A 23,966-nucleotide genomic window follows, 5' to 3' on the forward strand; every position below is an offset into this window, starting at 1 on the left:
CGCCGTGGCAGTCACCCAAGAGAATCCGTCATTGAAGAAACGCATGCCCGCCGAATGGGAACCACAATCTGCCGTACAACTGACCTGGCCCACCAAAAGCAGTGACTGGGCACCCTTTTTGCCCCGTATTGAACCGGTTTTCCACGCGCTGGTGGCCTGTATCAGCCAGCAGCAACAGGTCATCATCAGCTGTGGCTCGGATCAGGATGCCAGTCGCCTGCGCCATCTTTACCAGAACCACGCCCCGGTACAGGTATTTCGAGCCGACAACAACGACACCTGGGCAAGGGACCACGGCCCGGTCAGCGTCTACCATAACGACCAGCTGACGCTGGTGGATTTCCTGTTTAATGGCTGGGGTGGCAAATACGACCACCACCACGACAACCAGATCAGCGCCACACTGCAGCAGCTGGGTGCTTATGGCGAGACACCGTTGACCGCCAGCGACTGGATTTTGGAAGGTGGCAGCCTCGAAACCGATGGTCTGGGTACTCTGCTGACGACAGAAAACTGCCTGCTGAACCCGAACCGCAATCCGACCCTGACCAAAGGCATGATCGAGTCACGACTGGCTGAAGATCTCGGCATTGACCGGGTATTGTGGCTCAAGCATGGCCACCTGGAGGGTGATGACACCGATGCCCATATCGATACCCTGGCACGCTTCTGCACCCCTTCCAGCATCGCCTACTGTCAGGCTCGGCAGTCCGATGACCATTATCAATCCCTGCACGCCATGGAGCAGGAACTACAGGCTCTGCGCCAACGCAATGGCAAGCCTTACCAGCTGATTCCCTTGCCGCTCCCCAGTCCGATACGCAACACCGATGGCGAGCGCCTGCCCGCCACCTACGCCAACTTCCTGATTATCAACCACGCTGTTTTGCTGCCCGTGTACGGCGTCGCAGAAGACACCATCGCGGTTGAACGTATCATGCAGGCTTTTCCCAATCACTGGGTGCACCCGATCAACTGTCGTCCCATTGTTGAGCAGTACGGTTCGTTACACTGCCTGACCATGCAACTTCATCAGGAGACCAGCCATGTCTGATTCATCCCTGCTCGCGGTAGCTGCCATCCAGCAAGCCTGGCACGGCAGCAAAGCCGCCACCCTGGACCGCACCGAGCAACTGATCCGTGACGCCGCTGCCCAACAGGCACAACTGGTGTGTCTGCAAGAACTGCATGCCGGTCCGTATTTCTGCCAGCACCAGGCCGCCGACGTCTTTGACCTTGCAGAAACCATCGACGGCCCAACCGCCCAACGACTCGGCGCTCTGGCAGCCGAACTGCAACTGGTGATCGTTGGCTCCATTTTTGAGCGCCGTGGCAAGGGCGTTTACCACAACACCGCACTGGTTTTTGATGGCTCGGCCGAGCTGGCTGGTTTTTACCGCAAGATGCACATTCCCGATGACCCCGGCTTTTACGAAAAATATTATTTTATCCCCGGCGATGCCGATGAACCGGGTTTTCATCCTATTGCAACGTCTATCGGTAAACTGGGAGTACTGGTGTGTTGGGATCAATGGTATCCGGAAGCGGCCCGACTGATGGCTCTGGCCGATGCCGACATCCTGATCTACCCCACGGCCATTGGCTGGGACCCGACGGAACAGGCCGATGAAAACACCCGTCAGACCGACGCCTGGATCACGGTACAACGCGGCCATGCGGTGGCCAACAACCTGCCGGTGGTCGCAATTAACCGGGTTGGCCACGAAGCCGATCCGACAGCGGTAACCGATGGCATCCAGTTCTGGGGCAACAGCTTTATCTGTGGTGGCCAGGGGGAGTTTCTGGCCCAGGCAGACGCCAGTACCGAACAAGTATTGATGGCCAGCATCGACCTGGATCGTACCGAACAACTCAGACGCATTTGGCCCTACTTTCGCGATCGTCGAGTAGATGCCTATGGCGATCTGACCAAACGCTACCGCCGCTGATCAACGCAACGTTCTTGCGGGCAGCGTCGTTGGCTTATTCACTGACGCTGCACTGGCAAGGAATCAACCATGACCTTTCTGAACAGACTCTACTGTATCTCTCCGCGCCAACACCTCAACCTCAGCACACCACAAGTCGCCATACTGGCACTGGTGCTACTGTTCTGCTTGCCGCTCAAACTGCAGGCAGAACCGTCCTTGAGCCCCGACCAACTGTGGCAGCAATTACAGCAGCCCGGCTATCTGTTGATGATGCGCTCCGCTCGTGCCCCCGGATTTGGTGACCCAGCCAACTTTGACCTGACCGATTGCAGCACCCAAAGGAACCTCTCCAACGAGGGGAAAGATCATGCTCGCCGCATTGGTGACGCCTTGCGCCAGCACCATATCACCGACGTACAGCTTTATAGCAGCCACTGGTGCCGGACCCAGGAAACCGCCCGGCTGCTTGATCTGGGCACTCCCACGCCGCTGGCAGCACTCGACAAACGCCCTCACAGCCACGACGCCCAGTCATCACAACCAGATGCACTGGAGCAATGGATTCAGCAACAGCCGCTCACCACGCCGGTACTGCTGGTAACACATCAGGCTAATATCACCGCCATGACGGGCATACACACTCGCTCTGGCGATCTGGTTGTTATCAGAAAAAATTCGAATGGCAGCCTGGTAGTGGCGGGCAAACTGTATATCCATTGAACAACACCCCACAGGCAGTGGGATAACGGCCAACAATCGTTGCCAGCGTCATCGCTAATAGCCCACACATGAAAAAGTCGGGTGACGTCATCGCTGCATCCGCATAAAGTAGCAGGACTGTCCGAGCAACGAAAAGTCCGTTATGACCCCGAGCCATATTTGTCCGTTTATATCCGTTTCTTTTTATTCACAGCAACGCCTTGCCTCACTGCTGGCATTGCTGGCTCTGGTACTTTGGGGTGCCCTGGGTCAACAAGCAGCGGCGGCGGAAGAAGTGGAAGCAGCGGATCAATATGAACAAAAGCTGATCAACCAGCTGCTGTGGGACAGCCTGAAGCAGTCACCAGGATTTGTTTTGCTGATACCGACGGCCGAAGCACATGGCGATCAACGCCCAGGCAGCACAAATACAGCCGAGTGTTACCAGCGCTTTAATCTGACTGAACATGGTGAGGTACTTGCCCGACGTTTTTATAACACCCTGCGCCGTAACGGCATTCACAAGGCGCTGACCTACTCGAGTCAATGGTGCCCTGCATTGGAGACCGCCACACGCCTGGGACTGGGCTATGTACATGAACTGGCGTTGCTGAATGAATTTCCGGATGACGTCCAGGTTATCAGCACCCTGCAAACGATCCAGCTGAAAAACTGGATCACCAGGTTGGAGTACAACCGCAAAAACCTGCTGGTTCTGGTGACGCACCCCGATATCATGGCAGCAATCAGTGGCCAGATACCTGAGCCGCAGCATATGCAGGTGATGAATTTCAACACCCGCGACCAGTTGACCTACGTTGGCAGCTTGCCGCTCAACTGACCATTCGCTCGCTTATCAGTCCATTATCAGCCCACTATCGATCCAACAGACACAAGCGGCTCACATTCGCCGTAACGGCGGTAACGAATCCAGCAACAGCTTGCCATAACGAGTGGTCGTAAGGCGTCGGTCCAGAATACTGATACGGCCACTGTCGGTTTCCTTGCGAATCAGTCGGCCACAGGCCTGCACCAGCCGGATCGACGCCGCAGGCAAGGTCAGGTCCATAAACGGATTACGGCCGCGGCTTTCCAGCCATTCACTGGTGGCCGCCTGAATCGGATCATCCGGCACCGCAAAAGGAATTTTGACAATCACCACATGGGTCACGTAGTGACCGGGCAAATCGATGCCTTCGGCAAAGCTGGCCAAACCAAAAATAATACTGCCTTCGCCCTTGTCGAGCCGTTCCTTGTGACGGCGTACGATTTCGCCTTTGGGTAAAAAACCCTGACACAACAAGGTTTCATACCAGTCCCGAATAAAAGTATCCCGCGTGGCTTCGAGCTGGGCACGGGAGCTGAACAACACCAGCGTCCCTTGCCCCAAATCCAGCTGCGCTTTCATCCATTGCTCTATATCCGTCTGAAACTGATCACTTTTGGGATCAGACCCCAACTGCACCACTTCCAGCTGGCCCAGATTCGGATAATCAAACGGACTGGCGACCCGGTGATACCCGGCCCAGTCCGGCAAGCCGGTTTCCCAGCTCAACTTGCCGAAGCTGTTTAGCGCCGTCAGCGTCGCCGACGTAACAACAGCCCCATGGCAGCGAGACCAGAGGCTTTTACGCAACTGATCAGCCACCGCAATCGGTGAGGCACTGAGTTTGATATCCCAGTCTTCCCCAAACGGCGTTTTCGACAGCCAGCGCGCCACCGGGATCTCGCCTTCCTTCTCTTCTGCCGCCAACCAGGTGACGGCTTCCCATAAGGATTCCGCCCGCGCCAGCATCATACCCATGGGCGCTTGCCAGCTTTCAGCAATATCCAGACTGAACTCACCTTCACCTTTGGTATCCAGCGAGGCTTGCAACATATCGTTGAGCTTGTCGAGTCCTTGCAACAGCGGCTGCAAGGGTGCCTTGATGTTATTCAGCAGGTCCCGCAGGTTGTCCGGTATACGGCCGAACTCAAACCGCTGCCGGTCCCGTTCTCCCAACAGATCAAAAGCCAGCGGCCACAGCAGATTCAAATGGTTGTTCAACTCACGACACTGCTCCGGGGCAGCCTGCAAGGAATGCATGATCGAAGGTGGCAAACCGGTGGCCGCCACAAATTGCTCAATCCCCTGCTCCAGCTGCTTCAGCCATTGGCGCTGGGCGCGCACACCAAATTCCAGCCGGAAGTGATTCAAGGCCTTGTCGGCCAGGTGATGGCCTTCATCAAAAACATAAATGGTTTTTTCCGGGGCTGGCAGCACCGCACCACCACCCAGGCTGAGGTCGGACAACACCAGATCGTGGTTGGCAACAATAATATCGGCATCTTCCATCGCCCCCCGGGCTTTGAAAAAGGCGCAATTATCGAAGTGCGGACAACGACGGTTGGAGCATTCACGATGCGTTGCAGTGAGGTGACTCCATTGGTTATCAGCCACCTCGTCATCCCAACGATCCCGGTCGCCATCCCAGCCACCGCTGGCGTACTGGCTCAACATCAGCTCGTACAGCTCGCGATCCTGTTCTTCCGGGGTTTGTTCAAACAGATCAACCGTCGACAGAATGCCGGACAGCTGTTGCAGGGATTTATCAAGTTTCAGCAAACACAGATAACGACCACGCCCTTTGGCCAGGGCGTACTGAAACGGCATGGAAATGGTTTCTTTCAGATTGGGCAGATCCTTGTCGAGAATCTGCTCCTGCAACGCTACGGTGGCAGTCGATATCAGCAGTTTCTTTTCCTGCTCAATGGCTACCGGCAAGGTTGCCAGCAAATACGCCAGGGTTTTACCCGTGCCGGTGCCCGCTTCCACCACCACAATGCCAGACTCGTTGTTACGCTCGCCCTTGTCATCGATGGTGATTGCCCCCAACGATTTGGCAATTTCAGCAATCATCACCCGCTGACCATAACGGGGGGTCAGATCGAGCTTTTTGATACACTCGCGATACAGGGCCTGAATACGCTCTTTGCTTTCTTGGCTTAACACTGCGTATTACTCCCCAATGGACTGCCAGCCGCTGTTACGGTTAATCGGAAATGGATAACCATCAACATCGAGCACCAGGCCGGATGACGTTATGGATTGCAAAAACACCCCTGGCACAATCATGTCGCCTTCGTACCACTGCCGACCGTTCATCGATACCGTGCGAGTGCTGCCATCCTGACTGTAAATATGCCCGGTAATCACCAGATCAGGGACTTTGCGTAGCGATGACAGCGGCGGCAAATGGCGGCGTTCAAGCGCTGAGGAGTCTGCCACTGCCGGTGACTCCGGGGTATTGGGCGTATTGGCTTGCGTACTGACTTGCGTGGATTCTGGTGCCGCGCTCTGCAGCGAAGCCTTCTTTAGCGGTGTCGCCGCTTCTACCACGACCGGTGGTGGCTGTGGTGTGACACTAACAGTGGTTGTTTCAGCCATCGCCCTGACTTTTGCCGGAACAAAATCGGTGGCACGAATGACTTCCGGGCGTAATTGTTGCGCTGATTCCACTGGAGGAACTGCCAACGGCGTCTCATTATTGATAGCGGCTACGACGCTGGGTTCCGATACAGAGCCTGTTGCTTCCGCAGTCGCAGGCACGGCAACGCTTTCCTCAATGTTTTCCTTAACGTTAATCTCCGCCACCACAGGCTCCATTCCGGGAGCTGGCACAGGCTCCGCACCCATAAAATACAGGGCAAACGCGCCCACTACGGCCAACAGAACAATCAGCACCAGACTCAAGGGCAAACGGGCCTCAACAACCGGCGTCGCCTCGGGCGTTACCAACAACGGCGCCAGCATGGCATCGTCGATACTGTCGGCGCGCTGCTGCTGTGATTTTTTCAGCGCATCCAGAATGTACGACATTATTGCGCCTCCTGCTGAGCCTGATAGGCTCGCCGTTGCAGATACAGCAGGGTTTGTGGGCCAATAATCCGGTCGGCCGTCAGCCCTTGGGATGCCTGAAACCGGGCGACCGCGTGACCCAACAGAGGATCATAAAAAGTTTTGTCCGGCCCAGCGGCCTGGGTATCACTGCCTGACGGGCCAATTCTTTGCCAGTCACCGTGCCATTCCACCCCCAGCTGCGCTCTCACCCAGGCAACCACCTCGGCGCTAGTGCCCTGACGGACCAAGCCATGATAACCCGCCGGTGCCTGCCAGATCAGCAAGGCCTTCAGTACCCGGTCCGGGCGTATCCGGGCGCTTTCAAGGTCGGTCAACAACTGCCATTGATCGTCATAAGACACCGCCACCTGATACTGCAATGGCTGTAACTGGGAGTAAGGCCAGGCGACCCATAAACATTGCCAGCCGCGACCTTGTAACTGATCGCAGTTTCCGGCCTCCAGCCCCATCGCCTGACTCAGATGTTCGGCTGCGGCCTGGCGCGGATCAATCGGGGGATTATCGATCAACGGAAGCGGAGCGACCGTGCTCTCTGATGCATTTGGATCTGCAACCGACTTGGCCAGCACAGGCGCTGCTTCAAGTGTTTTATCGCTATTGTTGCCGTTACCGGCCGAATCCCGTGTTCCATCCGCTGTCCCGACCGGGGTTATCCAACGCGCCAGCGTGGCACGCCAGGACGGCTCAACAACCAGTAATCCGATAGCAATCAGGAGCACGATCATCACACCCAGAGCCCCTGCCAGCGCAGCACCGGGCAATCTGCGGGTACGGACTTTGGGTATCGCGGCTTGGCTTGTATCCCCCAACACCTCGACCAGCGCCTGACGTGCAACCGGAGCATGAACGTCGTTATCACCCCGGGCATAGGCTCCCAGCAAAGCGCGGTCAGCAACACTGTTGATCAGACGAGGAATACCGCCGCAACCCCGGCAGATAATGCTCGCCGCGGCTTCATCAAACACCTGACGCTCACACCCCGCCGTTGCCAGCCGATGGCGCAGATAAGCATAGGTTTCGGTCTGACTCAGATGCTTGAGGTGATAACGGGCGGTAATTCGCTGGTTCAGCTGTCGCAATTCATGTCGCTGCAAGACGTCGCGCAACTCCGGCTGCCCTACCAGAATCAGCGTCAGTAATTTGTTGTCGCTGGTTTCCAGATTGGTTAACAACCGAATCTGCTCCAACGATGGCACCGGCATGGCCTGTGCTTCATCAACAACACAGATAACCCGCTTGCCCTCGGCGTACCAGGCCAGCAACGAATGATTCAGCTGTTGGTACAGGGCCTGCTGACTGGCTTCGGCGGCATAAGTAATGTCCAGCTCGTCGCACAAGGCCTGCAACAACTCCCGTTGGGACAACTGCGGGTTAAACAGATAAGCCGTTTTGATATTGTCGGGAGTCTGTTCCAGAAATGCGCGACACAAGGTTGTTTTTCCGGTTCCTACATCCCCGGTCAGACAGATCAGTCCGCCGTGCCCGGTCAGCGCATAATGCAAATGCGCCAGCGCCTCCTGATGCCCGGCCGACGGGAACAGAAAAGCCGGGTCTGGGGCAATGGTGAACGGGAAACGATCTAGGCTGAAATGGTCAAGGTACATGCAACGCCCGAGGAACAATAAAAGCGCGCATGATACCGGAATCGCCCCAACAAGCGTACCAGCGTCAGCCATGACCCAATCTTGACGCGGTTTGATTAATCAGTCGGATTCGTGCATTATAGTTCCATAATCACGATCAATTAAAAGAAAAACAAAAAACATCCAAGCAAAAACAAGACAATCCGCTTATCTTCCCGATAGTCGTAAACTTTTTTCACGCCAGGCACTCAGTAACCCTGTCGCAACGGTTGATAACTCAATACTGACAATCAACCCACTGGCCAAATAACGAGGACACCATGACCCCCAAGTTCAAAATTGCCATCAACTCTTTCCTGTTTATTTCTGCCGCGTATCTGAACGTATCCACCCAGGCACAAGAATCAGAAGCCGTGAACCAATCCCAGGCAGAAGCCAGCTTCATGTCTGAAAAGTCTGAAAAAAACGCCCAGAAAAAATCCTCCTCAAACCTGACCTCTACCGACAACTAACAATAATAATCAGCTCTTGTTCATTCAGATAATCACGACGGCCCCAGTGCAGACACAACCTGTTTCTCTTTTGATGATGTAATGCGGTTACAGCAAAGATTGCCATAATTTATCAAAAGATAACGGTATAAAAGATACGGCCAACACCCATAAAAGATTGCTCGCCAATGCTGCGATTAATCATGGCACTTACCCTGCCCCGCAGGCACCATAAGACTTTTCTTTTCCCCAATATGGACGGTGTTATCAGAGCCGCACAAGGAGTCTTCCATGGGTACCAGCCTGATACTGGCGCTGATTGCACTGACGGCTCTGGCATGCCAATGGCTCGCCTGGCGCAGCAATCTGCCCGCCATTCTGTTTCTGTTGCTGGCGGGGTTGTTTGCAGGCCCGGTGAGTGGCGTGCTGGTACCGGACGCCATGTTTGGCGAATTGCTGTTTCCACTGGTTTCGGTCTGTGTCGCCATCATCCTGTTTGAAGGCAGCCTGACCCTCGATCTGGCTGAAATACGCTCCCAACGCACGGTCGTCCGCCGCCTGATTACTCTTGGCGCACTGGTCACCTGGATTTTGGTCGCCTGCGCCAGCCGCTGGCTGTTTGCCCTCGACTGGTCGCTTGCGGTGCTGTTTGGTGCCCTGACGGTAGTAACAGGCCCCACCGTTATTGCTCCCATGCTGCGCACTGTCAGACCCAAGGCTGAACTGGGCAAGATCTTGCGCTGGGAAGGCATCCTGATTGATCCGATCGGAGCCTTGCTCGTGGTGGTGGTGTATGAATTTATTACCGCCCAGAATCAGGCCACCAGCGTCGCACTGACCTTTATCAAGGTGCTGGTTTCCGGTACCAGCCTGGGCTTGTTGGCAGGCTGGCTGACCGGCATTGCCCTTGCCCGCCGCTGGCTCCCGGAGTATTTACAGAACCTGGCGGTATTGGCCGCGGTACTGCTGGCGTTCTCTGTTGCCAATTACCTGGCCCATGAATCCGGACTATTGGCCGTCACTCTGATGGGTATGTGGCTCGCCAACCAGAAACATTTGCGACTGGCAGAAATCCTGCACTTCAAGGAAGACCTTTCGCTGCTGTTGATCAGTGGATTATTTATTCTGCTGGCAGCACGACTGGATCTGGCAGAAGTCACCCAGTTGGGCTGGGCACCATTGATATTGCTGGCCCTGATGCAGTTTGTCGCCCGACCACTCACTATCTGGGTGTCCGCTTTTGGCAGTGACTTGAGCTGGAAAGACAAAGCCCTGCTGGCCTGGATCGCACCACGAGGGATTGTTGCCGCGGCGGTTTCTGCATTGTTTGCCATCAAGCTGCAACAACAAGGTGCGGAAGGGGCTGCCATGCTTGTTCCGCTGATGTTTTGTGTAATCTTCGGTACGGTGATTTTCCAGAGTGCGACGGCGCGCCCGGTTGCCCGCTGGCTCGGAGTGGTCGAACCGCCACCGGATGGCATCCTGATACTGGGAGCCAATCCGGTAGCCTGTGCCATTGCCAAAGAACTGGCCCGGCAGAATATCCAGGTTTTGCTGGCGGATTCCGTTTACGACAATGTTCGCCGTGCCCGTATGGCGGGGTTACCGATATTTTACGGCAGTCCAATGTCGGACTATGCCAGCACCCGCCTCCCACTCACCGGGCTTGGCAAACTGATGGCGCTGTCGACCGACAACCATCTGAACACCATTGCCTGCATGCACTTTCGCGATGAGTTTGGCCTTGACCGGGTCTTTGCCCTGCACAGCCGGATATTGGCGCACAAGGAAATCAGCTCCAGCAAGCGGCGCCATAAAACCAAACATTACAGCGGTGAAGACCAGCGCGGCCTGCCGCTGTTTGATGCCGACCTGAGTTACAGCCAGTTTATCAACCTGCTGGCCAAGGGAGCCCGATTAAAAACCACCCGGCTGAGCCAACGTTTTACCTATGCGGATTTCAAAGCGAATCATGCCGACCGGTCTCATGTTTTGCTGGCAATCACTCCGGAAGGCAAAGTACGTATGAAACTGGCCGGTAAAACCTTGCGTCCCAAACCCGGCTGGCGAATTGTCAGCCTCTGCCTGCCGCCTTCTGAACCAGCGACAATGGCTTGAGTCACCAGAGATTACCAGTGGAACTGCCAACCCAGGGAAACATCCATATCCCGGGCCAGGCTGGAGCGAATATCATCAGTCGCCACGGCCAGTCGCATCCAGCGGCTGTTTAGCGAAACGCCCACTTGCGCGGTGCTGTAAACCGCCGCCCCGAGTTCAATACCCGCCAGCGGCTGCCAGCGTTTCTCAAGCCCGAGCCGATCATAGTCGCCATGGTGATAGGCCAGTATCTGCCCCTGCCAGGGCAGATACTCTACCGCTACTTCGACAGTCGAACGTAACCGGGCAACATAATCTTCCTGCCCCGACTTGCCCGATGCTGTCGCCGTGCTGCTGCAAACCTGCTGCGATGGTGAATTAAAGTTAATGCAGGCATCGGTATAACCGGAGTCCGCCAATTGCCAGCGGTTCAGAATATCGTGCAGCTGTACCGCCACTCGCCAGTATTCGCCATCACTCCATTCACTGGCCAGATCCAGGCTGATACCCCAGCCATTGTTGGGATCGACGTCATAATCCAGAATCTTGTCTTCGCTGAAATGATAATCCAGAGAAGCCGAGGCGGTTTCACTCTCACCGCCTTCGGCAACCCCCGACAGTGAGCCAAATTGCCATTCCGATACCCGATACACGGTGAGTGCCGGAGTCACTGACCACTGCCCTGCCAGCCCCAGTGCTGCACTGTCCAGCTGCCATTGCGCACCACTGCGTATCCCGCGGGCCACCAGCATTCGGGCATCAAGCGCCAAGACTTCATCCGCCGCCAGATCACTCCCTTGCTCCAGCGAATAATAATAACGGGACATCCCCTTGGAGAAAGACAAGTCGTAATGCCAGCGCTGCTGCCATTCGACAAAATAACGCTGCACACCGAGGTCGGCTTCACTCTGGCCAGAGCTCCAGCTCACCCCGACCTGCGCCCGGGCATCGGCATAAGCGTATTCACCGGCGCTAAATGGCCCATCCCAGCCGTTCACCATATCCAACACGGGTACCGGCTCCGAACTGGAAACCAGATCAACAGAGGAATACACAGAATCGGCGACAGCAAAGCAAGGGCCCAGTAACAGCCCCGTTGTGGTCAAAACCGAGACAGCCACCGGGACAAACGAGGTAACGCGCATGAAAGAACCAAACCCTATTCGTGGAAGGAGAGGAAAAGCCGCTCATTGGAACAAACCGCGACTGATTTGAAAACGCCGTTTACACAGCGTGTGCTTTCATGATGTTTTACAACGTTCCGCCGTGACCAGTCGCAGTGACCAATTGCAAGGTCTGCCTCTGTGTCCGATCGCTACAAGGATGTACTCAACCGATAACCAACTCAGCCTGCCTGCCGTGCAGCGATTTTATAACTGTAGGTCTGCAAGACAGCATGAGCCAGAGTCAGATTCGGTGCCGCCACGCCCATGGCCTCGGCCCGATGTAGCATATCACCCACCACGTGCTCCCCTTCTATCGGCAAACCTTGTTGCATATCCCGGTACATCGACGCCGTAAACGATGACTTGGGATTGGTCAGCATCCGCTCAATGGCCGTAATACCTTCAGCCGCCAACGGATAACCACTGGCCGCTGCGGTATCAGTGCACTCCCGGATGGTCGCCAACGCAATCGCGCCACCGGCCTCACTTTGCATATAGTCACCTACCGACCCTTGCAGCAGGCAGTTCAAGGCTCCCAACGGAGCCATCAGGCAGAATTTATCCCACATGGACTGCAGGATATGATGACCATCTCCCAGCGTAATACCGGCATCCGCAAACAAGGCCCGAATTTCAGCAACCGCCTTGTCTTGCGCTGCCGTACGGGCACCAACCGTGACCTGACTGCCCGGACTACGCACCACAACGGTATGGGTGTCGGCCAATGTCGCCACGGTTTTGGCGATCCCGCCCAACACCTGCCCGGCACCAAAACTGGCATCCAGATCGTCCAGCTGCCGCAAGCCATTCAGCAACGGCAAAATCATCGTCTGCGCACTGACCAGCGGTCGGATATCTTTGATCACCTCCGCTAGCGAATAGGCCTTATTGGTCAGCACAATCAGATCGAACGTCGCCGCCGATGTGGCCAATTGAGCCGCCGTGCAGCCACGCGGCTGAAAATCGAAGGTCTGATCAGGCAGTCGTACCGTCAAACCACTGGCCAATTCCAGCTGACGCTGCTGGCGAACCAGATACGTTACATCCACACCCTGGCGCTGCAACAGCCCACCGAACAAGCCTCCAACGGCCCCGGCTCCTACGACCAGTATTTTCATCGTCATCCCAATAATCGGTTATTCCATCACATATCATCACACTATACCGGCCCTCTGCCACGACACCAGCAAAGGCCCAATCGATTAGCATTAGCTATCAAGTGAATTTATTTTAATTGAATGAAGTTATAAATGGCTCAACTATAGTAACGACATCAGCAAGCGCAACGAGCCGATATTTATTGTGCCCAGAACGTCCTTTGCGGCGAACCTTTCTGAGCAGCAACAGACCAATCGTCGTGAGCCTGATTTCTTTCATCCGGCGTGGTTGCCATACACCGTTGCAACCACCCACCAGCAGAACCGGAGCTTCATCATGGACAATACGCAATCATCCGCGGGCAAATGCCCGGTCATGCATGGCGCAATGACATCCAGCGGTCAGACCAACACCGACTGGTGGCCGAATGCCCTGAATCTCGACATCCTCCACCAGCACGACAGCAAGACCAATCCACTGGGTGACGACTTCGATTACGCCGAAGCGGTCAAGCAACTGGACGTTGATGCCCTGAAAAACGACTTGCGCACACTGATGACCGACAGCCAACCCTGGTGGCCCGCCGACTGGGGCAGCTACGTCGGCTTGTTTGCCCGTGTTGCCTGGCACTCTGCTGGTTCTTATCGCCTGTCCGATGGTCGTGGTGGCGGCGGCGCCGGCAACCAGCGTTTTGCGCCATTAAACTCTTGGCCAGACAACGTCAATACAGACAAGGGCCGCCGCTTGTTGTGGCCAATCAAAAAGAAATACGGCAACAAAATTTCCTGGGCCGACCTGATGCTGCTGGCCGGTACCATTGCCTACGAAGTCGCCGGGCTAAAAACCTATGGTTTTGCCTTTGGCCGCAAAGACATCTGGCACCCGGAAAAAGACACCTATTGGGGGGCTGAAAAAGAATGGCTGGCCCCCAGTGATGGCCGTTATGGCGATCTCGACCAGCCCGACACCATGGAAAACCCGCTGGCCGCGGTACAAATGGGCCTGATCTACGTTAACCCGGAAGGGGTTAATGGCCAGCCCGATCCACTCAAGACCGCCGCCCAGATCCGTGAAACCTTCGCACGTATGGCCATGGACGACGAAGAAACCGCCGCCCTTACCGCCGGTGGCCACACCCTTGGCAAGTGTCACGGTAACGGCCGCGCCGAAGACCTCAGCCCGGACCCGGAAGCTTCCGACATTGAAGCCCAGGGCATGGGCTGGACGAACACCAAAGGCCGGGGCATTGGCCGGGATACCGTTGTCAGTGGTATCGAAGGTGCCTGGACCGCCAACCCGACACAATGGGACATGGGCTGGTTCGAAATGCTGTTTGGCCATGAATGGGAACTGAAAAAAAGCCCGGCAGGTGCCTGGCAATGGGAACCTTCCGCCATCGATACCGCCGATATGCCGGTTGACGTGGAAGATGCCTCCATTCGTCTTAACCCGATCATGACCGATGCCGATATGGCCATGAAAGTCGACCCGACTTACCGCAAGATCTGTCAGAAGTTCATGCAAGACCCAGAGTACTTCGCTGATTGCTTTGCCCGCGCCTGGTTCAAGCTGACGCACCGCGACCTGGGTCCCAAAAGCCGCTATATCGGCCCGGATGTACCGGCAGAAGACCTGGTCTGGCAAGACCCGATTCCTGCCGCCGACTACATCTTGTCAGATGCCGACATCGCCGAACTGAAAACCACGATTCTGGCCAGTGGCCTGAGCGTATCGGAGCTGGTGGCAACCGCCTGGGACAGCGCCCGCACCTACCGTGGATCTGACTACCGCGGTGGAGCCAACGGTGCCCGTATCCGCCTCGCCCCCCAAAAAGACTGGGAAGGTAACGAACCGGATCGTTTACAGAAAGTCCTCGATGTTCTGACCGGCATTCAGGCGCAATTCAGCCACCCCGTCAGCCTGGCAGACCTGATTGTACTGAGCGGCACGGCAGCGGTTGAAAAAGCAGCACAGGACGCCGGAGTCGATATCACGGTACCCTTTGCTCCAGGTCGTGGTGATGCCACCGACGACATGACCGACGCGGCATCGTTCGACGTACTGGAGCCGATCCACGATGGTTTCCGTAACTGGGTGAAAAAAGACTACACCGTCAGTGTCGAAGAACTGATGCTCGACCGCAGCCAGTTAATGGGGCTTACAGCACCGGAGATGACAGTATTGATTGGCGGCATGAGAGTACTGGACACCAATTACGCGGGTACCAGCCACGGTGTATTCACCGACCGCAAAGGCGTCTTGAGCAACGACTTTTTTGTTAACCTGACCGATATGGCATACCAGTGGAAACCTGCCGGTAAAAACCTGTACCACATGGTGGATCGCGAAACCGGCGAAGTAAAATGGACAGCCACCCGCGTCGATCTGGTGTTTGGCTCCAACTCCATCCTGCGTGCCTACGCGGAAGTGTACGCCCAGGACGACAACCAGCAGAAGTTTGTCAAAGACTTCGCCAATGCCTGGGTCAAGGTCATGAACGCCGACCGCTATGATCTGAAGTAAACTCTGGTTAGAAACAGGCGACGCAGCCAGACAGGATTCTGATGCCAGAGAGCGCAGAATCCTGCGTCAATCCTACCCCAGGGTGGTTTGATCACCTTGGGTCGTTTGTATTCGCCAGAGAGCAGGATATGGGCCCATCCGAAGGGTGAGATATGCGCCAGAAGGTCGGATGAGCCTTACGCGTGCCCCCTCCTGCACAGCAGGACGGGGCACGCGGTCTATCCGCCAATCCTCAACTTGCGGTATACCCGCCGTCGATAACCAGCTTCTGGCCAGTAATAAAGGAAGCCTCGTCCGACATCAGGAACACCGCCGGCTTGGCGATTTCAGCCGGAACCCCCATGCGACCGCCGAATTTCCCGCGCGGGACGATATCTGCATCTTTCACCGGGTCGTTACACAGCGGGTGCAGTGCCGCCAGCTGGGTAAAATCAAAGGCATCGGTTTCCAAAGTCTTCTCGTGCGACAACTTCTCTTTGTCGGTCGTGACAGCAGCCTGGAACAACGGCGTCATGATATAGCCCGGATTCACGGTATTCACCCGAATCCCGTATTCCGCAAACTGCAGTGCGAGAGCTTTCGACAGGCCGACAACGCCGTGTTTTCCCATCGTGTACTGGATCAGGTTGAAGCGTTCGATCAGCACCTCGCCCGTCTCTGCGTTCACCACCTTCGGGCGGCCGGCGACACCGTGGATGCTCGATACCAGCACGATTGAGCCCTTGGTCCCGTGCTTCATCATCAGCCGTGAGCCGTAGAGCGCGGTATTGAACACCCCATCCTCGTTGATGCTCTGGATGAATTTTTTCGACTTCAGAACCGCCTCGGGGTCCTTGTCAAAATCCTCGGCCGTCGCCACACCGGCATTGGCCATGATGGCATCAACCCGGCCATAGGTATTCTCGGTAATCTCGAAAAGCTGCTCGACATCCTTTGGATTGGACACGTCGGTATGCACGTAGAGCGCATGCCCGGCGCCATATTCCTCGTTCAGGCTCTTGGCAAACACCTCGCCCAGCTCGTCGTTGATATCGGAAATGACGACTCCCTCGGCCCCTTCGGCCAAGGCTTCGCGGACTGTTGCCGAGCCGATGGAATCGAACCCGGGAATGACCGAAACGGCCCCCGTTACCACAACAACCTTGCCAGTCAACTTACCCATCTTGAATACTCCTTTGGTTGAGATATTGGCAAATACATGCGGCGGTGTGGCCACTTTGACCCTCATCAGGTTCCGGAAGCCTCATGCAGCGCAAGGGCCTGGAACTCCCCTTTCCGCACGTTTTACCTCGGTTCTCGGCGCCTTTGCACCGACGGTCCGGATCACCGGCCGCGGTGTTTTCTACTTGAAGGCACGTCATGACCCTGTTCTTCCAAACAAGGTCGGAACTGCAGCCAAACCACAGTAAAAACTGTCAGATCCAGTGATATTTTACGCCTGCATACTATCTGTATCCATATCCCATCCTGCGAGACTGCGGCTATCATCACGTAATCCGACGGACCGGAGGAAAGACGAAGAAAGACGAAATGAGCTTGCGCGCAGACGGACGCAAAAACCGGCAACGCATTATTGATACGTCTACACGTGCGGGCGTGCTCTACCCCTGTGCCATGCGGATATCATCGGTCACGAGAGGCCTTTTGGGTTTCGATCAATGGGTCTTGCTTTACCAGTCATTTGGACAGCCCAAAAAAAACAAAACCCCGATCAGCTACGCCAATCGGGGTTTGTTTGTGTCACCGTGTCACCCGGCATTCCGGGTCAACAGACCACAGGCTACAGACTACAGGGCAGCCTTGTACTTCAGACGGTAAGCGTGCAGCAAAGGCTCGGTATAACCGCTCGGTTGCTCTTTACCTTTGAAGATCAGGTCAGACGCAGCCTGGAAGGCAATGCCGTCCAGCGCCGGGGTCATGGCGGTGTATTCCGCATCGCCCGCGTTCTGGCCATCCACGATAGCGGCCATACGCTTGAGGCTATCTTCAACCTGCTCTTTGGTACAGACGCCGTGTTCCAGCCAGTTGGCAACGTGCTGGGAAGAGATACGCAAGGTTGCGCGGTCTTCCATCAGGCCAACGTTATTGATATCAGGCACTTTGGAACAACCAACTCCCTGGTTAACCCAACGCACAACATAACCCAGAATACCCTGACAGTTATTGTCGATTTCACGCTGGATCTGCTCTTCCGTCAGTGCAGCTTGCTGCTCTCCACTCATCAACGGGATGGTCAGGATATCGTCAACCGATGCAAAATCACGCTTCTTCAGCTCTTCCTGTACCGCAAAGACATCCACTTGGTGGTAATGCAACGCGTGCAGGGTAGCGGCTGTTGGTGAAGGCACCCAGGCGGTGTTGGCACCGGCTTTTGGATGGCCGATCTTCTGCTCCATCATCTGGCCCATTTCATCCGGAATGGCCCACATGCCTTTACCGATCTGGGCGCGCCCTTGCAGACCGTATTTCAGACCAGTATCAACGTTCCAGTTTTCATAGCTGTTGATCCACAACTGCTGCTTCATGGTGGTTTTGGGTACAAAAGCCCCTGCCAGCATGGACGTGTGGATTTCATCACCGGTGCGATCCAGGAAGCCAGTGTTGATAAAGACAACCCGGTCTTTGGCAGAACGAATACATTCGGCCAGGTTAACCGTGGTGCGACGCTCTTCGTCCATGATGCCCATTTTCACGGTAAACCGTGGCAGACCCAGAGTATCTTCTACCCGGCCAAACAGTTCGTTGGCAAATGCCACTTCTTCCGGGCCGTGCATTTTCGGTTTTACGATATTGACCGAACCCGTGGTGCTGTTCTGGAACGGGGCATTGCCGTTCAGGTCATGCATGGCGCACAAGGTCGTGACCATGGCGTCCATGATACCTTCCGGCACTTCGTTACCGTCTTTGTCGAGCATCGCCGGGTTGGTCATCAGATGGCCAACGTTACGAATAAACAACATCGAGCGGCCTTTCAGCTTCACGCTGTCGCCATTCAGACCGGTGTATTCACGATCCGGATTCATACGACGGGTAAAGGTCTTGCCGCCTTTGGTGACCTGTTCTTCCAGGTTACCTTGCATCAGACCAAGCCAGTTGCCATAGGTGATGACTTTATCTTCCGCGTCTACCGCCGCAACCGAGTCTTCACAATCCATAATGGTGGTCAGAGCCGATTCCATCAGGATATCTTTGACTCCGGCAGAATCAGTGGCGCCAACCATGCTGCTGGCGTCGATTTGCAGTTCAAAGTGCAAGCCGTTGTTAACAAACAGAATCGCCGTCGGTGCCGCCGCATCGCCCAGGAAGCCTTGCAATTGCGCTGCATCGGCCAAACCAGTGGTCGAACCGTCTGCCAGTGTAACCTGCAACTGACCGTCAACAATGGTATACGCGGTGCTGCCAACGTGTGAGCCGGTCGCCAGCGGAATCGCCTGGTTCAGGAAATCACGTGCATAAGCAATTACCTTGTTACCACGTACTTCGTTATAGCCTTTGCCTTTTTCGGCACCACCATCTTCAGCAATCACATTGGTGCCGTACAACCCATCGTACAGCGAACCCCAACGGGCGTTGGCGGCGTTCAGCGCAAAGCGGGCGTTCATCACAGGAACTACCAGCTGCGGGCCTGCCATCTGGCCGATTTCCGGCTCGACGTTTTGGGTTTCTGCTTCAAATTGATCCGCTTGTGGCAGCAGATAGCCTATCTCTTGCAGGAATGCTTTGTATTCTTCTGCGTTGTGAGGCTGACCTTTACGCTCGGTGTGGTACAGATCAATCTTGGCTTGCAGGTCGTCACGCTTGGCCAGCAACTGACGGTTTTTAGGGGCCAAATCGTTGACCACTGCATCAAATCCGGCCCAGAAAGCATCGACATCCACGCCGGTGCCAGGAATTGCTTTTTCATTTACGAAGTCATACAGGGCTTGGGCAATCTGAATGCCACCCTTCTGAACGTATCCAGTCATTTTTGGGCCTCTATGGTCATAATAGCTCCGGCAAAATACAGCTTGGGTACCGGAGTAACTCAGGAACTCGCGAGCTATATTGCCCGCTTATGTTAATCATTAATACAGCGGCCAGTATAGCCGCCCATCCCTCACCCTGATAACCGGTATGAAGGACATACTTGCCATTCATCAAACAAATAGAAGATAACGGTATAATTAAGATTGGGCGACCAAAACAGCGCAACCACCGTCTCACGATCAATCAGCATTCCTCTGGGCATCCCTTCTTTGATCGTTGCTTCAATGTTATATCCAGCAGGCTGTTGATTTTATCCCTGCTGCCTACTGGCTTCGGTAAAATGCTCTTTTTCAATGAATTCCCGGACTCCTCATGCGTGGCGCTGACAATCCATTCCTCCGGAGCGTTTATTGAGAGCCTTGCTGCTGCAAATCCTCTTCAGTATTCGCAGCGAACGGCAGCTGGTCGAGCAGATTCAGTACACCTGCTCTATCGCTGGTTTGTCGGCCTGAGCATTGATGAAGCCCCCACCTCTTTGGGATGTCTCCGCTTTTGCTAACGAATAAAGAACCGAATCCAGTAAACACAGGTTTTCTCGGTTCGCAGGCTGTAGCCGCGGGTGTGCATAAAGAGGCGAATGTCATTGAGAAAGGGGCTGGAAGTCATGGATCACTCCTTGATCTGATATGTATGCATATCCAGTATAATTGAAAGTTTGCCCAAATCCATGCGCGCTTTTTCAGAAACCTTGCCCGCTTTCCCGGACGTTGTTATCGTTAAGGCATTGATACACGGAAAGTTGTTGCGCGGGTTGACAGATTAATACGCAAGGCACACAGGAGTTAATGCGCATGCTCGCTTTCACAGAATGGACTGATTTGGGAATGGATTTTACTTCCTATCATTCAAGTAGTTACGGTAATTTCCCAGAAACCGGCTTGCCCAGAAACCGCGCATGCGCACTAATAATCTGTTAAACGTCAGTGATAGATTGAAGAGTAGTGCTTCCAAATAGCATGTAAAATAGAGTTCTAGAGAATAGTAATGGAAAAAAAATCAAAGATTAGAACTGAAATCGAAATATTCAGTGAACTAGAAAGCTTATGCTCATCTACCGGTTTCATTCATGTAATTGCATTCTTCTGTTTCAAAGACACCTTTATACACACAACAGGAGAAGGATTAACCACAGAAACACTATCTCAACAATTTGATAAATCCAGATTGTCCCGTACAGAGTTATCTTCAATTATAGGATTGATGTGTAAAAGCGAAGTTAGCCTAGATCTGATATCTAGAGAGAAATTAGAAGAACTAGCCTCAAAAACATGGCACTTATTAGAAGAACTACACCGAAGCTTCATTAGCCCTATAGATTTAGCAAGCATTATTGCTAGAAATGAGAATATACAGTCACCAAAGAGTCACCTTATGAGAGAAGCCATTTTCTATGCAGGTGAAGGTGTTTATAAGCATCAGTATAGAGATTTGGCTCAAATACGTTACAAGAAAGATGCAAAATGGATTTTAGAACACAAAGGCTTTCACTTTGATGATGTAGCCAAAGTTTTTGGCGCTATCGAGAGCTTTCAACTTAATAAAATTAACGAAACAGTAAATAAAGCTAAAAGTTTACAGCTGGATAGCTATCTTACCATGTTTCAGTTCAACACTGTAGAGCTCTCAAACTTTTGTGATGTTGCACAAGAACATATTTCATCGATTATCGAAGCTTTCTCATCAAGCTTTAATAAGGGGATGGATGAATTCAACAATATTGATGATTTTAATTATAAGAACGCATTCCCCATACTAAGACTAGGAGAAGATAGCTATGTCTCATTTCAGGGTTACAGTTTGTGGGAATCACAATATGAAAGCCCTTTCTTCTGGTTTACCGAAGACAATAGATATAGAAGTGTTGCTAGTAAAAACAGAGGTGCTTTTACGGAAGATTATACTGCAGAAAGATTATCAGGAGTTTTCACTAAAAAAAATGTATTCACTAATATAGATATATTTGAAGGTAAAAATAAAGCCGCAGAAATCGATGTTCTTGTCACTTTTGGCAATACTGCAATTGTTATTCAAGCCAAATCAAAGAAACTAACAATTGACGCCCGAAAAGGAAATAGCCTGCAGCTTAAAGAAGACTTTCAAAAGGCTGTGCAAGATGCCTACAATCAAGCATATTTGTGCTCAAGCCTTTTAGATAAAGAAGGTGTGGTGCTTAAAAATATTAATGGAAATGTAGTAAGTTTAAAAAATGAATTAGAAACTGTTCACCCAATATGTGTGGTTTCGGATTATTACCCAGCTCTTGCAGCCCAAGCTAGAGAGTTTCTCGAATATAAAACTTCAGAAAAAATTAAGACGCCATATGTTATGGACGTTTTTCTTGTAGATATTTTAGCGGAAATTCTTGATACACCTCTATTCTTTTTGGATTACATTAGAAAGAGAGCTAATTTTGGCGAATCAATATTATATAATCACGAACTTGTAATACTCAGCACCTATCTCAAGCAGAACTTCTATTTTGATGATAACCCTGACTTGGTAATGTTAGAGGATGATATTTCTTCGGACCTAGAACTGGCTATGCTTGCAAGAAGGGAAGGTGAGGATTGCCCTTCTATTCCTCCAGGCATGCTTACAATTCATCAAGGAACTCACATAGGGTCCATCATCGATGACATTAAATTATCTGAAGAATTTGGACTTCTCAACTTAGGCTATCATTTTCTTTCGCTAGGTAGTGAAAGCATAAATATGCTCAATGATGCAATTGAGCATATGATTAACTTATATAATCAAGATAAAAAGCATCACGATATAACAACACCATTACTAGAACAAAAAACAGGACTAACAATTCACTGCAATGAAGACCGCCCTGATTTAGCGTATAAAAAATTAGTCACACACTGCGAAAAGAGAAAATACTCAACTGAAGCAGAAACATGGTACGGAGTCTGTTTTAGCCCTTTGAAAAGACGTTTTAGTTTTGCTACTTATCACACTTCTGTGCATCAGCAATCAGATGATATGGATAAAATGGTAGCTGATTTGCGGTCTATTGATGATACTCATAAAGTAAAGAATGGAAAATTTAATTTTCCTTCGAAAAATGGAACAATAAATAGACGTGTGAAAATAGGTCGAAACGAAAAGTGCCCTTGTGGTAGTGATAAAAAATACAAAAAATGCTGTTTGGCAAATTAATTTAAAAAGAGCCAATGAATCAAGAAACATTTAACAAGCGCCTGCAATCGGACAATCAAACCTGTGACCCGGATTAACGAGATGAAGCCTAAACTCATATATAAGTTCGAAAACTTTAATATTCAGTCGATAAAAAACTTAAAGTCTCATGTTATTTACTTTGGTTCACCGAAATATTTTAACGACCCGTATGACTGTGCGATTCGCGCTGATATATTGACACCGAATAAAGACCAAATACAAATATTACGAAAACACTTTTTAAGTCAAAATGACATATCTGAGCAAGCACACATCGAATTAGAAAATATGAGTGATGAGAGTTTCAAAAATCTCATTGAGAGAAGTGCTAGGTCACTCTCAAATAGTCACGCTGAAGAATTTATCAATAAAAATGGTGTTTCATGTTTTTCCGAGATGAACGATGACTTGTTAATGTGGTCTCATTATGGCGGTAAGTACCAGGGCTATTGTTTAGAGTTCTCTACAGACAACGAACCCTTTAACAAGCTAAGAAAAGTAAAATACGTAGAGACTATGCCAAAAATTGACCCAGTATCGGCTATCGTCGAGGGTAACTACGATCAGTTTTTAGATCTCTATTGTACGAAGTCAAATAGCTGGAGTTACGAGAAAGAATGGAGAGCGTTGCACCACGTTGCTGGAACTGCTTTCACTTACCCTGCTGAATCATTACGTGGTATATATTTTGGGCCAGATATTGATTTTACATCACTGGAAATAGTATGCCTTATCATCCAGGGGCAAAACCCAAATATCCCATTATGGAGAGGGAAAAGAAATAGTGAGCATTTTAAAGTCGAATTTGAAAAATTTGAGTATACAAACCATATTGAAGCAAAAAGAAAAGGGCTTATAACCTAACAAATTTGTCCAGTTGACGTTTTGGTCTCCGCTTCGTTTTGGGGTGGCTACGCCACTTTACCCAAAAACGCCACTATAACCAAAACGCAACTGACAAAGGCGTTAAGTTTCAAGAAATAAATTATAAATTTTATGAAGCGTTGGTGAGAAAGGAAGTACATTATTAAGCCCAAAAGATAGTCCTTTTGTAATTAGTACTTATAAGCGTTATTAGACTTCTAACATTGCTCATCTTTTAGCTGACTTTTATTTTAATCATTGGAAATGGCTTTGGGGTGCTACAATTACCGTAATTGGTTTAGTGATGAAGTTTATGGGTGCTAACTGATGTTTAGAAAACTTAACAATCAGTTGGTGTACGCCCCTGCGGGGCTGGGACGATTACACTTTACTCGTTGCCT

Annotated in this window: 16 protein-coding genes and 1 pseudogene; 10 read left to right on the plus strand and 7 right to left on the minus strand. The window is 52.4% G+C overall.

All coding sequences use genetic code 11. From position 1 onward, the window contains the following. Positions 1-31 precede the first annotated feature (31 nt). The 4 genes from Q8W22_RS06095 (at position 32) to Q8W22_RS06110 (ending at position 3,471) form a co-directional block, all read left to right on the plus strand. The gene (locus tag Q8W22_RS06095) at positions 32-1,054 is read left to right on the plus strand and encodes an agmatine deiminase family protein (RefSeq protein ID WP_303431647.1); all 1,023 of its coding nucleotides are present in this window, start codon (positions 32-34) and stop codon (positions 1,052-1,054) included. Continuing rightward, a complete protein-coding gene (locus tag Q8W22_RS06100) occupies positions 1,047-1,949 on the plus strand; it encodes a carbon-nitrogen hydrolase (protein WP_303431648.1) in 903 nt (300 codons plus the stop codon). Before Q8W22_RS06095 ends, Q8W22_RS06100 begins: the two co-directional genes overlap by 8 nt. Before the next feature lie 69 nt (positions 1,950-2,018). Continuing rightward, positions 2,019-2,651, plus strand: coding sequence for a histidine phosphatase family protein (locus Q8W22_RS06105; protein ID WP_305451820.1), 633 nt, complete (start codon positions 2,019-2,021; stop codon positions 2,649-2,651). A 142-nt stretch (positions 2,652-2,793) separates the two neighbouring features. Beyond that, on the plus strand, positions 2,794-3,471 hold the full coding sequence (locus Q8W22_RS06110) for a hypothetical protein (RefSeq protein ID WP_305413254.1): 678 nt from the start codon (positions 2,794-2,796) through the stop codon (positions 3,469-3,471). A 60-nt stretch (positions 3,472-3,531) separates the two neighbouring features. On the opposite strand, the gene dinG is transcribed toward Q8W22_RS06110, so the two are convergent. Genes dinG through Q8W22_RS06125 form a run of 3 tightly spaced genes read right to left on the minus strand, consistent with a single transcriptional unit; the run spans position 3,532 to position 8,135 of the window. Further along, entirely contained in the window at positions 3,532-5,622 is a 2,091-nt protein-coding gene (dinG, locus tag Q8W22_RS06115) for an ATP-dependent DNA helicase DinG (protein ID WP_305451821.1), read from the minus strand. A gap of 6 nt (positions 5,623-5,628) precedes the next feature. Next, positions 5,629-6,489 (minus strand): general secretion pathway protein GspB, encoded by an 861-nt coding sequence (locus Q8W22_RS06120; protein ID WP_305451822.1) that lies wholly within the window; start codon positions 6,487-6,489, stop codon positions 5,629-5,631. Beyond that, complete coding sequence (locus Q8W22_RS06125; protein WP_303431655.1) at positions 6,489-8,135, minus strand: ExeA family protein; 1,647 nt, start codon at positions 8,133-8,135, stop codon at positions 6,489-6,491. The genes Q8W22_RS06120 and Q8W22_RS06125 overlap by 1 nt, the downstream gene beginning before the upstream one ends. A gap of 299 nt (positions 8,136-8,434) precedes the next feature. Between Q8W22_RS06125 and Q8W22_RS06130 the strand changes: the two genes are divergently transcribed. Together Q8W22_RS06130 and Q8W22_RS06135 are read left to right on the plus strand one after the other, a co-directional pair. Next, positions 8,435-8,626 carry a hypothetical protein gene (locus Q8W22_RS06130; RefSeq protein WP_303431656.1) on the plus strand — a complete coding sequence of 64 codons (192 nt, stop codon included), beginning with the start codon at positions 8,435-8,437 and terminating at the stop codon, positions 8,624-8,626. 270 nt (positions 8,627-8,896) lie between these two features. Continuing rightward, a complete protein-coding gene (locus Q8W22_RS06135) occupies positions 8,897-10,723 on the plus strand; it encodes a sodium:proton antiporter (protein WP_305451823.1) in 1,827 nt (608 codons plus the stop codon). Between the two features lie 11 nt (positions 10,724-10,734). Here Q8W22_RS06135 and Q8W22_RS06140 read toward each other — a convergent pair whose 3' ends face one another. Together Q8W22_RS06140 and Q8W22_RS06145 are read right to left on the minus strand one after the other, a co-directional pair. Beyond that, complete coding sequence (locus tag Q8W22_RS06140; RefSeq protein WP_303431658.1) at positions 10,735-11,847, minus strand: hypothetical protein; 1,113 nt, start codon at positions 11,845-11,847, stop codon at positions 10,735-10,737. A gap of 200 nt (positions 11,848-12,047) precedes the next feature. Then, a complete protein-coding gene (locus tag Q8W22_RS06145; RefSeq protein WP_305451824.1) occupies positions 12,048-12,986 on the minus strand; it encodes a 2-dehydropantoate 2-reductase in 939 nt (312 codons plus the stop codon). Positions 12,987-13,302: 316 nt separating this feature from the next. Between Q8W22_RS06145 and katG the strand changes: the two genes are divergently transcribed. Next, complete coding sequence (gene katG, locus Q8W22_RS06150; RefSeq protein WP_305451825.1) at positions 13,303-15,489, plus strand: catalase/peroxidase HPI; 2,187 nt, start codon at positions 13,303-13,305, stop codon at positions 15,487-15,489. Positions 15,490-15,721: 232 nt separating this feature from the next. Here katG and Q8W22_RS06155 read toward each other — a convergent pair whose 3' ends face one another. Both Q8W22_RS06155 and Q8W22_RS06160 read right to left on the minus strand, forming a co-directional pair. Further along, positions 15,722-16,651, minus strand: coding sequence for an SDR family NAD(P)-dependent oxidoreductase (locus tag Q8W22_RS06155; RefSeq protein ID WP_305451826.1), 930 nt, complete (start codon positions 16,649-16,651; stop codon positions 15,722-15,724). A gap of 625 nt (positions 16,652-17,276) precedes the next feature. Next, on the minus strand, positions 17,277-19,454 hold the full coding sequence (locus tag Q8W22_RS06160; protein WP_305451827.1) for a malate synthase G: 2,178 nt from the start codon (positions 19,452-19,454) through the stop codon (positions 17,277-17,279). A 390-nt stretch (positions 19,455-19,844) separates the two neighbouring features. Here Q8W22_RS06160 and Q8W22_RS06165 point away from each other — a divergent pair. The 3 genes and pseudogenes from Q8W22_RS06165 to Q8W22_RS06175 form a co-directional block, all read left to right on the plus strand. Then, a pseudogene (locus Q8W22_RS06165) lies at positions 19,845-19,978 on the plus strand (transposase); the annotation flags it as partial. A gap of 521 nt (positions 19,979-20,499) precedes the next feature. Beyond that, positions 20,500-22,680 carry an SEC-C metal-binding domain-containing protein gene (locus Q8W22_RS06170; protein ID WP_305451828.1) on the plus strand — a complete coding sequence of 727 codons (2,181 nt, stop codon included), beginning with the start codon at positions 20,500-20,502 and terminating at the stop codon, positions 22,678-22,680. 81 nt (positions 22,681-22,761) lie between these two features. Beyond that, a complete protein-coding gene (locus tag Q8W22_RS06175; protein WP_305451829.1) occupies positions 22,762-23,565 on the plus strand; it encodes a DUF2971 domain-containing protein in 804 nt (267 codons plus the stop codon). Positions 23,566-23,966 lie beyond the last annotated feature (401 nt).

The sequence above is a fragment of the Oceanobacter sp. 1_MG-2023 genome, assembly GCF_030689025.1.
Lineage (GTDB): Bacteria > Pseudomonadota > Gammaproteobacteria > Pseudomonadales > Oceanobacteraceae > Oceanobacter.